Consider the following 13,901-nt stretch of genomic DNA (forward strand, 5'->3'; position numbering starts at 1 on the left):
AAGCCTAATCACTCAGAATGGTCAAAGCGCTATATTGATTAGAGCTCCTGAAGCTTTCTACAGATCCAATACCCTTCGCTAGGTATCTAAACGATATGAATACAGTCAAATGACTAAAACGTTTGTCCTTGTACACGGATTGTTTCATGGAGGCTGGTGCTGGTCGAAGGTCCGTCAGAGGCTCATAAAGGCAGGTCACTGTGTCTATAGCCCAACACAAACAGGCCTGGGAGAGCGTCGGCACCTTCTTTCCCCAAGAGTGGGCATCGATACCTTTATTGACGATATAGTCAATTTAATTATATCGGAGGAATTACAAGAAATAACGCTGGTAGGGCACAGTTTTGGTGGCATTACGGTCTCCGCAGTAGCCGATAGATTAAGAGATCACATTCGGCATCTAGTCTTCCTGGACGCCGCTATCGCTCAGGATGGCCACTGTTTCTATGAGCAGTTACCGGAGCAAAATAGGGCCCAACGTCTGGCTAGTAGCCAGCTCGTTAAGGGAACCCGATGCTTTATGCCAATATCCGCCTCAAGTTTTGATATAACTAACCCGAATGACATCGCCTGGGTAGAACGCCACCTTACTCCCCACCCAGTGAAAACCTATTTAGATCCTGTAAAGATGTCAAAGCCTGCAGGAACAGGATTAGACTGCTTCTATATAGTCTGCAGTAAACCGATACATCCCTCATTTTCATTGAGTCGACACTGGGCAAAAACTCAAGAAAGGTGGGAAATTAAATACATAACGACGGGACACAGCGCCCCCATTACTGACCCAGGTATTGTCACTGATATCTTGATAAACCTAGCTTAGCCTCTCGCTGCTTAGCAGAAGTCAACAACCATGGGGAAGAAATAGGAAAACTGCTTAAATTATTTTGCTATATCTCGCCCTAAACAATGATATTTATCACTCCATTAATTTCCAAAACCAATACTCATTCTTGGAAAACTATCAACCCATTAACTAACAGCTACACTCTAAGTAGACAAGCTGTGTGAAGAAGAAAAATTTTCTTCTTATAGGTCCACCAGGAATCCCACGTATGTCCAGCTGCAAAATATTTGTAGAGTCTTCAAAATCAGTTCCAGAATCAGCAACAAGAATATTCAGCGAGATATTAACGAACAATTTGGAAGTACAAGAAACAAAATTACCAGTTGCTGTGATCGAGTCCAAGCAGGTTTTACCATCGGGTTGCTATATTGAAATTCTCTGTAGTAAAACACCTCATCGGACCCATAAGGTATTGCAGAGTATGGCTATTGAATTGAACGAGACGGCCAGAAGGTTATTTCAAATTGAAGAGCCTGTCGGAGTAAGAATTCAAATGGTAGATGAAGATTTTTTATTAGGTTTGAACTAAGGTAGGAAGTGGAAAATTACTGAAATTAGAAACAAGGAAGTCCTCCCTTTAGAGAAGACCTCCTGCAATCACATATCAATTTATAATAATTTTTCAGCTAGAACCTTGCACTTGCTCCAAATCGGAAATACCGAGGAGTTTGATACTCTTGATTCACACCCCAACTTGGATCTAATACACCAGGACTTGATTCAGCAAACTCATAAACTTCTGTCTCAGCATCCGCATCAAGAAGGTTAAACACCTCAGCCCTAAGCTCTACATCAGCCAAGCCAATACGGGTACTATAGACAAGGGATAAATCTATCTGATTGACCCAGCTAGTTCGCCCTCTACTGCCACGATTTGTCTTGATTAGATTTCCATTTGAATCAGTCACATAATAAGTATCCCCATAAGCCGGGGTTCCATTAGGATGACCAGCACCAAAGGAGTTAATTGGACGCCCAGATTGCAAAAGGAAATTTGCCCCTAATAAAAGGTTTTCCATCACCTGATAGTTCCCATAAATCTTTACTTTATGAGTCCGATCATTTGGCAAATATCCGTTGGCTCCATCCATCAACTCGGGGAAATCAAAATCTTGGGTAATCCCAGCATCATCCTGAGCATTGTCTGACTTAACGTACCCTTCACTATTACCCTTACTTTGAGACCAGGTATAACTCGCACTTAAGCCCCAAATACCATCAAAGGCGCGCTTCGCAGAAAACTCTAACTCCCTATAAGTCCTTTTGGCTTCCGGATAATCTAGCAGGTCTGCCGAAAAGGTTGTCATCTCAAGCTCACCAGTTCCATAGCGATCATAGGGTATAGTGATATCACTTCCTGGGTTTGCAAGTACATAACCATGGCCATCACCAGTGTGCTCATATCCCAAAGCGTCTACCGCATGGTCAATACTCACATCATCAATATGCGATTTTAAATCACGATAGGTAGCTTTAATTCCTAATGTCCAGTCATCAGCAAAAAGCCTCTCATAACCAAGAATAAACTCATCCTGATACATAGGCTTGAGGTCTTTGTCTGATAGCTGAGCACTATCCGGCACATTACCATCTGAAGTTACCCTTGCAGGTCCAACTTCTTCAGATGTAGGAACCCCATCGTCACCTACATTTGTAGGCGCGTATGTCTTCGGATCGTATTCACCATCAAAAATGAAATATCTTTCAAATCCCAATTCACCGCCAGATAAGCGTACATTGGTATTGGAAGCGATAGGCATAAAGTAACGGCCCCAATTACCAAATACCCTAGACTCGCCATCACCAGCTGGGTCCCAAGAGAAACTTAATCTTGGTGCCCATTGATCATCAATTTCAATAAATGTATCCCCTTCTCCATTAAGATTGGAGAAAGTTTCATTACGAATTCCTGCACTTAAGGTAAGTGTATCGGTAATATCCCAGGTATCTTCGATATAAAAAGCTTTTGACTCAACTTCAAAGTCTCCTTCCACATCGCCAACCCGATAAGAGACTATATGAACAAGAGAGCCATCACCATTTACATCGTCAACCACCGTGCCATTGGGGAGCTCTTTACCAGGTTTATATGAATCATAAGTGTAAAACACTCCCCGACCTTCCCTAAAACCTGTTCCAGAATAAGTTTCTTTGGACGAAGAGGAGTTAGTTTCCTGATCGTAGCCGAAGCGTATCGTATGATCATTAATCACCCACTCAAAATCGATACGATCAGCTACCCTTTCATCACCTCCAGTTTGAACCCTAGAGCTAGCTTGACAGCCAGGTCTGTCATCCGTATTTCCAGGTAAGGCACCGGTACTAAAGTCCCTTACGTAAGGGCACTCCATATCTGTCGTACTAATTGTGGTCAATGAATATTCATTCTGGCCATGGAGCATAGACACACTAAAATTATCTGTTATCTGGCCATCATAGCGAACCAGCCAGTTATCTCCGCCACGTTTATCCCACTTAGTGCCCGTATACTCTTTTTTATCTCTATTAAAATAATCGTAATCAAACTGATCATTCTCCCTGGTGCGCTTATCAGAGAATTGCATATAAGAAAGAATATGGTTATCGGTTATGTTCCAGGTTAAATTAGCCCCCCAAAAATCATCATCAATATCTCTCTCATTGTATCTTCCCGGGCTCCCTTTCGTGTTGAATTCCTCGGCTGTTTCCTGCTGTTCATAAAGGACATAGTAAAATAATTTATCCGGAATGATAGGGCCACTAACATAATAATCAGTTGTATACTTGGACAACTCATTTTCAGAATTTAAGTCGTAGAGAGTTCCATCGGCTGAGAGGGAGTCTGGAGCTTCTGCACGCAGGGCTGCCGGCTCATAATAGGCAACAACACCATACTCAAATTCGTTAGTGCCCTTCTTGGTAACAGCATTGAATACTCCCCCCAAAGAACGGCCAAACTCAGCGCTATACCCCCCGGTTTTTATTTGAAACTGATCATAAAATTCAAAGGGAACCGATGACCCACCCAACCCATTGCGGAAATTAGTGACATTTAGACCATCAATGTAATAGGCGTTTTCTCCTACTGAAGCCCCTCCAAATGATATCAACTCTTTCTCTTCGCCAAACCCAGAGTCACCCAAAACGGTACCCGGAGCCAATAAAGCAACCGATTCAATATTACGTGCTACCGGTAACATCTCTATATCTGACAAGCCAATATTCAGTGCCGATTCTGCCGTGCCAGTGCGAATCTGGGGAATGGCCTCCCCCACTACAACTACCTCCTCCAGATCTCCCAATGTCAAAGGTATATCCAACTTAGTGGAGCTACCTATTGAAACCGCAACGGCTTCAACTATCGCTGGCTGGTAGCCATCCTTCTGAACAGTCACTCTGTAAATGCCAGTAGGCAAATTCACTCGGAAGTCACTATTCCCACCTGTGGACATAGTCCTTCTAAAGCCATTTTTTTCGTTTTCTATAATAATAGTAGCGCCGCTCAGATCATTACCACTGCTACTGATAACTGTCCCATCAATCGACCCATTCACGTTACCTGCTGCCAGCGCTTGCCCCCCAATAACCGGCAAGCTTATAGATGCAGCCAGAAGCACCCGCTTGAAGTTCTTCATAAAGCCATCCTTTTGATTATCAATAAATTTATAATTTATTAGTTACAAGCTTTATTAAAACCGATGATCGTCCCCCAGCGACCTCATTATCAACATGAACAAAATAGTGATTCAACCAACTAGAAAAGCCATATTATTCCTCTTCAAACAGCCAACACAACAATCTTGAAACCACACTCAAGTGGGAAAATAAAAATAACGCCAGAAAATAAATTCCAGCAGCTACAACAAAAAAATAAACCGACAAATTAACAAATGAGCAACCAAAGCGGCGTCAAAAAACATCAAAAAGCTTCCAGAGCCACCAAGACAGGAATAAAGAAATAAAATTGGCGGGCAATAAATTAAAATCTCAAGGACTAACCAAAAGGCAAAAAGTTTCCATTAAAACTTCAAGAAATATTGCCCATTTATTCTGTCAAATTTAATAATGGAGAAAAAAGAAGGGGAGGAACAAAGGATAAACACTAAAAACCAGGCAACAAGCCAACGGGGCAGCATTAGCTACCCCTTGAAAATTCTATTTACGTAAAAACTCCAACATCCACTTGGCAACCATATTCTCGTGAATATCGTTTTGAAGGGAGGCCTGCCCCTTTTCCACTACATCAGAACCAAACACCTCTCGGCGCAATTCCATCAGGCTATTGGAATAAGGCTTGGTAAATTCAGGGTGGGCCTGGAACGTGAGCATATGATCATCAACCTGGAGCATCGCCATTGGGCAGAAATCATTAGAAGCCAGCACCCGGCCGCCGGGAGGTAGAGTATCCACTTGGTCCTGATGGGTAACCAGCAGGTTAAAGCTATTCGTAGGCTCCGACATCCAGGAGGGTGTTTCCTGCATTTCATAAGAATGTACCCCCAATCCCCAGCCCTTATCAGATTTGCGGGCCCTTCCACCCAGTGCCTGAGCGATCAACTGGTGGCCAAAGCAGATTCCAATGGTAGGTTTTTTCTGGTCGTGTAGCTTCCGCACGAAGTCCATTAGGGGTGGTATCCACTCCTTATCGTCATAGACACCGGTTTTACTGCCAGTAATCAAATAGGCATCCACTTCATCAATCTGGGCTGGGTACTGTCCGTGCTGTACCTCATAGGTAGAGAACTCCAGTGTGGGGTCCTGGCTGCGCAATAGGTCTGCGAACATCTCCGGGTATTCACCGTATTCGCCCACCAGTTCCTTGCGCACATCGTCGGTTTTTAAAACTCCAATCTTCATTATTTCACCCCTCGGTTGACTGCTGAGTTTTCGGATTATGGCATATTAAGAAATTCTGGGCGGCATGCGTGAGGCTCAAACAGACCACCTAAAACACCACCCCCTGAGTTTCGATTAGTTGTTCAGAGGTATCCCCTCGTTTCAATAGCCTGCCAAGATAACCCTCTTCTAAACAGGGTTTTACCCCAAGGTTTTACCGACCCACTAACCAATATCATTCCAGCGCCGGCATTCTTACCTAAAGGACTTTTGTGTATCATCGCGCCCTTAGCACATTTTTCAGCCAATTATTGGGCTAACGGGTATCCCAGAGGCAATTAGGGCCACTCGCCAACGAAATTGAGGACACACAATGACCACAACGACCTCCCCCAGCAACCAGCAGGAAAGCCCGCCGGGACGCAAAACAGCCTTTACCCGCTTCCTGGATGTGGTGGAGTGGCTAGGCAATCTGCTCCCCCACCCCATCACCCTCTTTGCGCTCTTTGCTGTGGGTGTGGTGATACTTAGCGGTATAGCCTCCTACTTTGGCCTGTCTGTGGCAGACCCACGCCCGGTTGGTGCGGCAGGACGCGATCCCGATGGGGTGATTGAGGTCTTCAACCTAATGAGTGGCGATGGCCTTCGAATGATCGTCACCAGCCTGGTGAAAAACTTTACCGGATTCGCGCCGCTGGGTACCGTTCTCGTAGCCCTGCTTGGGGTAGGTATTGCCGAGCATTCCGGCCTGCTGAGTGCCGCCGTTCGCGGTCTGGTGCTGCAGGCCTCCAAGCGCTCAGTCACCGTGATCGTGGTATTCGCCGGTATCATCTCCAACACCGCCTCTGAACTCGGCTATGTGGTACTGATCCCTCTTGCCGCTATGATCTTCCATTCCCTGGGCCGCCACCCTCTCGCCGGGTTGGCAGCGGCCTTTGCCGGTGTTTCCGGCGGCTACAGTGCCAACTTGCTGCTGGGCACAGTGGACCCGCTCCTATCGGGGATTACTGAATCCGCTGCGCATATGATCGACCCTACCTATAGCGTTGGGCCGGAAGTGAACTGGTTCTTTATGATCGTCAGTACCTTCCTGATCACCATTGTTGGCAGTTGGGTCACCATGGCCATCGTTGAACCCAAGTTGGGTAAGTACGACCCCAATGAGGCCTCCGTCGACCTGAGCCAGGACAAACTTGGTACGCTTACCGACGATGAAAAACGCGGCCTTAAGTACGCTGGCCTTGCGGTTCTGGCGGTATCCGCTGTTTTTGCCCTATCGGTGGTGCCCGAGTGGGGTGTGCTGCGCAACCCAGAAACTGGTCTGGTAGCCGGTTCGCCATTCCTGAAAGGTATTGTGTCTCTAATCCTTGTGTTCTTTGCGATCCCCGGCTTTGTCTACGGCAAGGTGGTGGGCACCATGAAGAATGACCGTGATGTCATTGATGCCATGGCCAAAAGTATGAACAGCATGGGGATGTACATCGTACTAGTGTTTTTCGCTGCGCAGTTCGTCGCCTTCTTCAAGGTGACCAATCTGGGGACTATTTTCGCCGTACTGGGCGCCGACGCCCTGCAGAGTATCGGCCTGACAGGCCCACTGCTGTTCCTGTTCTTTATCATGATGTGCGGATTTGTGAACCTGATGCTGGGCAGCGCCTCGGCACAATGGGCCGTTACCGCTCCAATCTTTGTGCCGATGTTGATGCTGCTGGGCTATGCGCCTGAGGTGATCCAGGCCGCTTATCGAATTGGCGACTCAGTGACGAATGTCATTACGCCGATGATGAGCTACTTCGGTCTGATCATCACCTTCGCCGCACGCTATAAGAAAGACCTGGGGATGGGAACATTGATCGCCACAATGATTCCCTACTCCATCTTCTTCTTTGTTGGCTGGACAGCCCTGTTCTATATCTGGGTATTTGCCCTGGGCCTCCCCGTTGGGCCCGGTGCAGCAACCTATTACGGTGGCTAAAGCCCCGATTTTTAAAAAGGCCCGCTTTTAGCGGGCCTTTTTAATTATGAAAGAAATGTGCAAGTTAAAGCGCCTCACTGGGAGAGAAAGCTCAACAGCGCTTCAACAAAATCACTATAATCTTGCGCTAAATTGGTACCATCGAGCCAATACCGCATTTTTTTGTCAGTCCTGACTAAAAAACTAATATTCCCGGTGACGCAGTCGTCATAAAACAAAAAGAGCTTAAAAAAGATAAAAGGGGATAACTTACCCCAAAAGGCTCAATAAAAAGATTTATTTTCCGCTAGGCAGTATTCGAGAAGCACCCTGAAGTTATCAATGGCCTTTAAAACATCTAAATAAAACGAGTAACATTACTTCGTAATAACATTTTGCGGAGATCGATACGCGGATTATCGCCAGCATAGACCTGCCCTGATCTAACTATCATTTATTTTTTCCGCTCAGGACGAGCACCGTGGTTGTGCCCTACCTTACCTTCTTCGAGAAGGTAAAGATTGCTATTGCCCTCCATTACAGACATTACAGGACGTCAATTCAGAGCAGGCCCTGGCCGAAGACTGTCCTCTAATTCAGTCGCTATAAAACCCCACTTGATAAATACCATGGGCCGTGAGGCTCTTTTTTATCCCTGGGTTCCGCCCTTATTCGATCTATTCCGACGGATTAACCCCTTCACCCTGGGAAATGTATAACAGCAATTTTTTCCCAGGGAATTCACAGGATTTATAAAAATTGACTCAACAAATAAGAACGACCCTGTTAACAGGCTTTTACGAGTTGGTGAGCCAATTAAAAGCTAGCCCTGAAGCCCTGCTAATCAGCTCACGTATCAACCCCCACCAGGTGGAAAGCCTGGATGGGTATCTGGCGCTTGATCAGGTCGCCGAACTGGTACATAAGACCGCTAGCCAATTGAACTGTGCTGACTTTGGCCTGCGCCTCGCTCACAGCCAAGGTGCCGCCGCACTGGGTTCCCTTGGGGCGGCAGTATTGCAGTCCCTTACCCTCGGAGAGTTTCTGAACGCAGCGATAAAACAGCTGGGTAACTCACCCTATAATCTGCGGGTTGAACTCACCAAAAAAGGCAAGCATACGCACCTGGACTTTCTTTGTGTCGATGACCTCGAAGCCCAGCTCGCCGAGGACTCCCCCCTCGCCCAGCAACAGTGCCGGGAATTTCTGCTCGGCGTATCACTCGTCGCCCTCCAGCACCTGTGCGGCAGCAACTTTCAACTGGAAAGCGTCCATCTAAAAGCCGAGCGGCCGTTACACAGCCATTACGAAAACTTTTTTGGGGTTCCGGTGCGCTTTGGCAAGGAAACAGATGCGTTCATCCTAAATAGTAGCTCCCTGCTACAGCCCACCGAGAAGTGCAATCCAAGCCTGCGCCCACTGTTGAAAACCTACATCGAAGAGCTTCTGCAGCAGGGAGAATCCAGTTTAATAGAGCAGGTGCAGCAGCTAATCTACTGCCTGATGCCATTAAAGCGCTGCAGCCTGCAAGAGGTGGCCAACCAGTTGGGTATGCACAAACGCACCTTACAACGGCGGCTGCGGGACCGTGACTTGGTATTTGAAGATCTGTTAGATCGCATTCGCCGGGAGCGCGCCGAATACTATTTAAGCGGTAAACAGCCACCCATGTCCCAGATTTCCGATATGCTGGGCTATCGCGAACAGAGCTCTTTCAACCGCGCCTGTTATCGTTGGTTTGGCACCACTCCGATGCGCGTCAGACGCCAGCTAATGGCGCAACTGGCTGCCCGAGAAGCGGCACAAGAGTTGGCGGAAGTCGAATAAGTAGAGCCACTATGGAGCTTTGGCTGTATATACTCTGAGACAGCCAAAGCCTTTATCCAGCATCTCTACTCACCATCACCTTTTTTTACTGACTATCACCTGTCCACCGGTTCCATCCAACCCAACCTAACCCAACCCAGCCCTTCATAGTCACCACTTTGATTATGGTTATTGCGAAGGCAAGTTCACCACTCTATGCCCCTGCGGGCGGCAACCCCGGTATTGAACGCGTGTTTTTCCGCACGCATTTCACTCACAGTATCGGCAATATCTTTCAGGTGCTGTTTGGCCCCTCGCCCGGTAATAATGACCGATTGCTCCCTGGGACGCTGTTGTATGGCCTGTAACACTTCTTCTTTGTCCAACCAACGGTAATTCAGGGCGTAGGTAAGTTCATCCAAAACCACCAGATAAACCCGTTCATCCCGCAACGCTTCCCGCGCCTTCTCCCAAAGTGCCATTGCCGCGGCTTTATCGGCCTCAAAGTCCTGAGTTTCCCAGGTAAAATCCGTACCCATTTGGTGCCATTGCAACGGGTGGGCAGCCCCCATTAACAGGTTCTTTTCTCCACACTCCCAGGTCCCCTTAATGAACTGAGTCACCACGGTGGAGTAACCAAAGCCCAGGGCTCGAGTGACAGTACCCATAGCCGCAGTAGTTTTGCCTTTGCCATCGCCGGTATAGAGAATCACGATACCGCGCTCATCCAGGGCTTTGGAAACTGCCTCATCCACAATTTTCTTACGGTTCTGCATTCGCGCCTTATGGCGACTATTTTTATCTTGTGATTCTGAGCTCATAAAAACCATCGAATACTAAAATAATAGGAAGGGAACTGATAAAGCTTACTTACATTCATTTTTAATCAGCCAGCGCCAAAAATTCAGAAATAAAATTCCAAATCAGATCGTCCTGCCAGAGGACATTATGACCACCGGAAAAAATAGCCAAACGTGCATTGGGTATCTGCTGGAATAGAGCCTGCTGATTTTCAAAAGGAGCAACACTATCATAGCGTCCCGCGCAGATCAGTGTCTCCACTTCCAATTCCGGTAAGCGCGCGAAGGTATCGTGACCCTTTCTCGCTTGGAGCTGTCGCGAACGGCATAGGGCACCCTCAGGCTTCTTCGCGGCCAGTTCACAGACTTGTCGATAATAACGACTTAAAGAAGCATAAAGCGCGGATTCTGAGTCTATTCCGCCGGCAGTTTGTAAACGCCGGTCCCCTGCTGTCACCCACAAATTTACTTTTTCCTCGAGGCTCATTGCCTCGATATCGTAATTATGAAATGGAAATGAAGCGCCTCCATGACCTCCAGAGCTGGTGACCAATAAAATAAGTTTTTGCACCATCTGTGGATACTGTAAGGCAAATTCCTGGGCAACCATACCGCCAAATGACTCTCCCAATAAAAAAGCCTCTCGCCAGCCGAGATGATCCATCAGGTGTTTAAGGTCCAGGGCATAATCGGCCATATTGGGGGAGTCGAGCGGCGAATTAGACTGGCCGATGCCACGGGGGTCGAAGGTCAGTATTTCAAACTGGTTTGCCAGCGGGGAATCAAAAATCGTCGGGGCTACTCTGAGGTCACTGAGAGTGCCGGGGTGAAATACCAGACGGGGACCATTTCCGCGAATTTCGAAATGCAATTCCACGCCATTATTACTAAATACCGCCACAAAATAGCTCCCGGAAAAAACCAGACGCTGCAATAGTAGCCGCCGGGAAGAGAAACACCGGAATTGAGTCGTTGAATTGTCAAAAGAGAGTGAACAGAGAGATAGCCCAAAGGGCCATCTCTCGAAAGGTTTTTACAGGCTAAATTCTATACCCGCATAAACTGCCGCGCCTGCAGTGTAATAACCCACAACTTCGCGATAGTTCCGGTCCAGCACATTTTCACCGCGTAGATTAATCCGCATATTGGGGGAGACCCGATAGACAGCATTAAGATCAACCTTGCTGTAGTTTTCCAAGGCAATCCTGGTATAACCATCAATACGATCCTCAACCCGCTGCCAGTTACCACTCAGAGTCAACTTATCTCCCAGCCATTGTTGGCTTAGGCCGAAGTTAAATACCCTCTGAGGAACTCCGCCACGCTGAGCGCCCGTGAAGTCCTCGGAGTTCAGCCAAGTGCCAGTTATAGACCAATCCAGGCTGCCATTAAGGTTGCCGCCCAAGGACAGCTCCACCCCCTCAGATTGACTCTCACCGTCATCCTGTTCATAAGACCAGGTTATGTAATTATAAAAAATAGCATCGTTGATCTCCTGGTCGAAGTAGGTCAGTTCAGCCTGTAATAATTGTGCCCACTGGTATTCCAGGCCCAACTCATAACCACGACTGGTTTCAGCTCCCAAAGAAGCGTTCGTAGTATGTTCGTACGGACTCGGAGCACGGTAACCGGTTCCAAAATTCGCGCGATATTTAAGCTGATGATCTTCACCTAGAGAAACCGGTAGGGCTGCAGAGACACGCCAGCTATTATGATTCTCAACCTCCAAACTATCCCGGCGATACCCCAAGGTATAAAATACTTTTTCAGCAAAGTCACTGTGCCATTCAGTAAATAAGCCTGTGCTTTCCAGCACCTCATCACCTGAAGTGACTCCAGCAAACTGTGTAGCATATTTCTGTTGTTCATACTCTCCGCCCCACAGCAGTTTTCCGCTGCTCAAAGTATGGCTGCCGATATAATTTGCCTCACGAATTTCACCGCTAGTTATAAAGGGAAAGGCCTCAGGGCTGAGCCCCTCTTCGCGATCAATCTCCTGCTGAGAAAGGCTTACTCTATGATTCCAGTTAGCAAACTGGTAATTACTACTAAAGATGTAAAATTCCTGGTCGAAACGACTCAGGCAATCATTAGGAAAACCCGAAAAACAGTTGTCATACTCGGTCTCAGTATCCACCTTGCGGTACTGGCCCTCGAGAGATAGGTTCTCATTTACTTGGTAACCGAGGCGTGCACTGGCGGTAAGATTATCGTAACCATCTTCCTCACCAGAAGTATCATTTTCGGTCGCATTAAAACCATCGGTGGAATAGTCGGAAACATTCAAGTCATAGTACCAGGACTCAATGCTTCCCCCCAGATTCGCACTGGCGCTCTGGCTTCCGTAACGGCCCGCCTCTACAGAGGCGCTGGCGTTAACGCTCTCAGTGGACCTCTTGCTGATAATATTAATCACGCCACCGGCGCCAGCACCGTAAAGCATGCCCTGGGGACCACGCAGGACTTCGATACGCTCAATATCGCTGGCTTGCAAGTGCTGTAATTGGGTACTTACCTGCAAACCCGTCGGGTCGGCAATATTCACCCCATCCAGTAACACCAGGGTGCGGAAGTTACTTTCACCGCGGATAAATAAGGAACTGACCTTGCCAGCACCGCCGCTGTTGCTGACAGCCACACCCGGCAGTGTGCGCATCACATCCAGCAAGCTGGTATAACCCAAGCGCTCGATATCGGCAGCATTAAGAATTGAAACAGAGACGCCCAGCTGGCTTTTGGGCAGATCCAGACGACTGGCGGTCACCGTGATTTCTTCAAGGTTCTCAGCCAAAGACAACAGCGGTTGCGCCGCGCTAAAAACGGCGACGGCTAATAAAGTTTTTTTCATTGTGGTTCCCCAATCTCGAACAGAAAAACGGATTGAGGGAGGGTGAGTACAATCGGTGCGCAACCCAGGCGGGCACACTGACCAGACAAAGCCCTCCGCTTTATCCTCGAGGCCGGATATAAAAACTCCGGTTTAACGCCGAGGGCCGGTATCGGGCTTGTCATTTTGCAAAGAAAAATGATTTACCGTTGCGGGGGCAGCGCCGGACTCTGTGTACACATCACCGGACTTCCCGTTTACCCCAGCCAAGTGACATTGCACTGCTGGGCACCCAAAGCGGCGGCAAGTATAACAGCGTGGCTGACGCTTCCCCAGCGAAAGTGAGACGTTAAATCCACGGGGTAATTTTCAATAAAAATCTGTTTTTCAAACGCCTCTCAGCCTCTTGCTCGCTTGCACACTTCTTTACCAAAAATCCACATTGTTTACGCATTCCTGAACTATGTTGGCTTGCAAGTGCTGGTTAAAAAATATCCCTGAGAAGGGGCTACCGGCCACCGGTGTCACCACAATCTGCACATTTGGGTACAGGCAAACCCCATCCGCCCCCAAGGAGCACACCATGCATAAAGTCATTTTACCTATCGCCCTATTGGCCTTGATTTCTACCGCTACGGCACAACCGCGCAAACCCCCTCAGGAGGCTTTTGATGCCTGTAACGGCAAGTCTGAGGGTGATGCCTGCACTGTGGAAACCCCGCGCGGTACTTTAGAGGGAACTTGCCGTAAACCCCCTCAGGAAGAACAAATACTGTGTGTGCCGACAAAAATGGAAGGCCGTGGACCTCGCAAAGATAAAGAAAAGGATTCGCAGTAAATTTTGCGGCCTCC

General features: G+C 47.7%; 10 protein-coding genes and 1 riboswitch. Of the genes, 5 read left to right on the forward strand and 5 right to left on the reverse strand.

What is annotated here, in order from left to right; genetic code table 11:
* The first annotated feature begins 109 nt into the window (after positions 1 to 109).
* A complete protein-coding gene (locus ACJJID_RS14555; protein ID WP_444920094.1) occupies positions 110 to 823 on the forward strand; it encodes an alpha/beta fold hydrolase in 714 nt (237 codons plus the stop codon).
* A gap of 184 nt (positions 824 to 1,007) precedes the next feature.
* On the forward strand, positions 1,008 to 1,376 hold the full coding sequence (locus ACJJID_RS14560; protein WP_444920095.1) for a hypothetical protein: 369 nt from the start codon (positions 1,008 to 1,010) through the stop codon (positions 1,374 to 1,376).
* A 97-nt stretch (positions 1,377 to 1,473) separates the two neighbouring features.
* Here ACJJID_RS14560 and ACJJID_RS14565 read toward each other — a convergent pair whose 3' ends face one another.
* Together ACJJID_RS14565 and ACJJID_RS14570 are read right to left on the reverse strand one after the other, a co-directional pair.
* On the reverse strand, positions 1,474 to 4,461 hold the full coding sequence (locus ACJJID_RS14565) for a TonB-dependent receptor (RefSeq protein ID WP_444920096.1): 2,988 nt from the start codon (positions 4,459 to 4,461) through the stop codon (positions 1,474 to 1,476).
* Between the two features lie 520 nt (positions 4,462 to 4,981).
* Positions 4,982 to 5,683, reverse strand: coding sequence for a glutamine amidotransferase-related protein (locus ACJJID_RS14570; protein WP_152454933.1), 702 nt, complete (start codon positions 5,681 to 5,683; stop codon positions 4,982 to 4,984).
* 352 nt (positions 5,684 to 6,035) lie between these two features.
* Here ACJJID_RS14570 and ACJJID_RS14575 point away from each other — a divergent pair, with 352 nt between their 5' ends.
* A complete protein-coding gene (locus ACJJID_RS14575; RefSeq protein WP_152454934.1) occupies positions 6,036 to 7,637 on the forward strand; it encodes an AbgT family transporter in 1,602 nt (533 codons plus the stop codon).
* A gap of 738 nt (positions 7,638 to 8,375) precedes the next feature.
* Complete coding sequence (locus tag ACJJID_RS14580; RefSeq protein WP_152454935.1) at positions 8,376 to 9,443, forward strand: AraC family transcriptional regulator; 1,068 nt, start codon at positions 8,376 to 8,378, stop codon at positions 9,441 to 9,443.
* A 185-nt stretch (positions 9,444 to 9,628) separates the two neighbouring features.
* Here ACJJID_RS14580 and cobO read toward each other — a convergent pair whose 3' ends face one another.
* The 3 genes from cobO to ACJJID_RS14595 form a co-directional block, all read right to left on the reverse strand.
* The gene (cobO, locus tag ACJJID_RS14585; protein ID WP_444920097.1) at positions 9,629 to 10,243 is read right to left on the reverse strand and encodes a cob(I)yrinic acid a,c-diamide adenosyltransferase; all 615 of its coding nucleotides are present in this window, start codon (positions 10,241 to 10,243) and stop codon (positions 9,629 to 9,631) included.
* A 61-nt stretch (positions 10,244 to 10,304) separates the two neighbouring features.
* Positions 10,305 to 11,123 carry an alpha/beta fold hydrolase gene (locus tag ACJJID_RS14590; RefSeq protein WP_444920098.1) on the reverse strand — a complete coding sequence of 273 codons (819 nt, stop codon included), beginning with the start codon at positions 11,121 to 11,123 and terminating at the stop codon, positions 10,305 to 10,307.
* Between the two features lie 132 nt (positions 11,124 to 11,255).
* Positions 11,256 to 13,070 carry a TonB-dependent receptor plug domain-containing protein gene (locus ACJJID_RS14595; protein WP_444920099.1) on the reverse strand — a complete coding sequence of 605 codons (1,815 nt, stop codon included), beginning with the start codon at positions 13,068 to 13,070 and terminating at the stop codon, positions 11,256 to 11,258.
* A gap of 126 nt (positions 13,071 to 13,196) precedes the next feature.
* A riboswitch (cobalamin riboswitch) is annotated at positions 13,197 to 13,360 on the reverse strand.
* Positions 13,361 to 13,632: 272 nt separating this feature from the next.
* Here ACJJID_RS14595 and ACJJID_RS14600 point away from each other — a divergent pair.
* Positions 13,633 to 13,887 carry a hypothetical protein gene (locus ACJJID_RS14600; RefSeq protein WP_152454939.1) on the forward strand — a complete coding sequence of 85 codons (255 nt, stop codon included), beginning with the start codon at positions 13,633 to 13,635 and terminating at the stop codon, positions 13,885 to 13,887.
* Positions 13,888 to 13,901: the final 14 nt, after the last annotated feature.

This window comes from Microbulbifer sp. CnH-101-G (assembly GCF_052466775.1).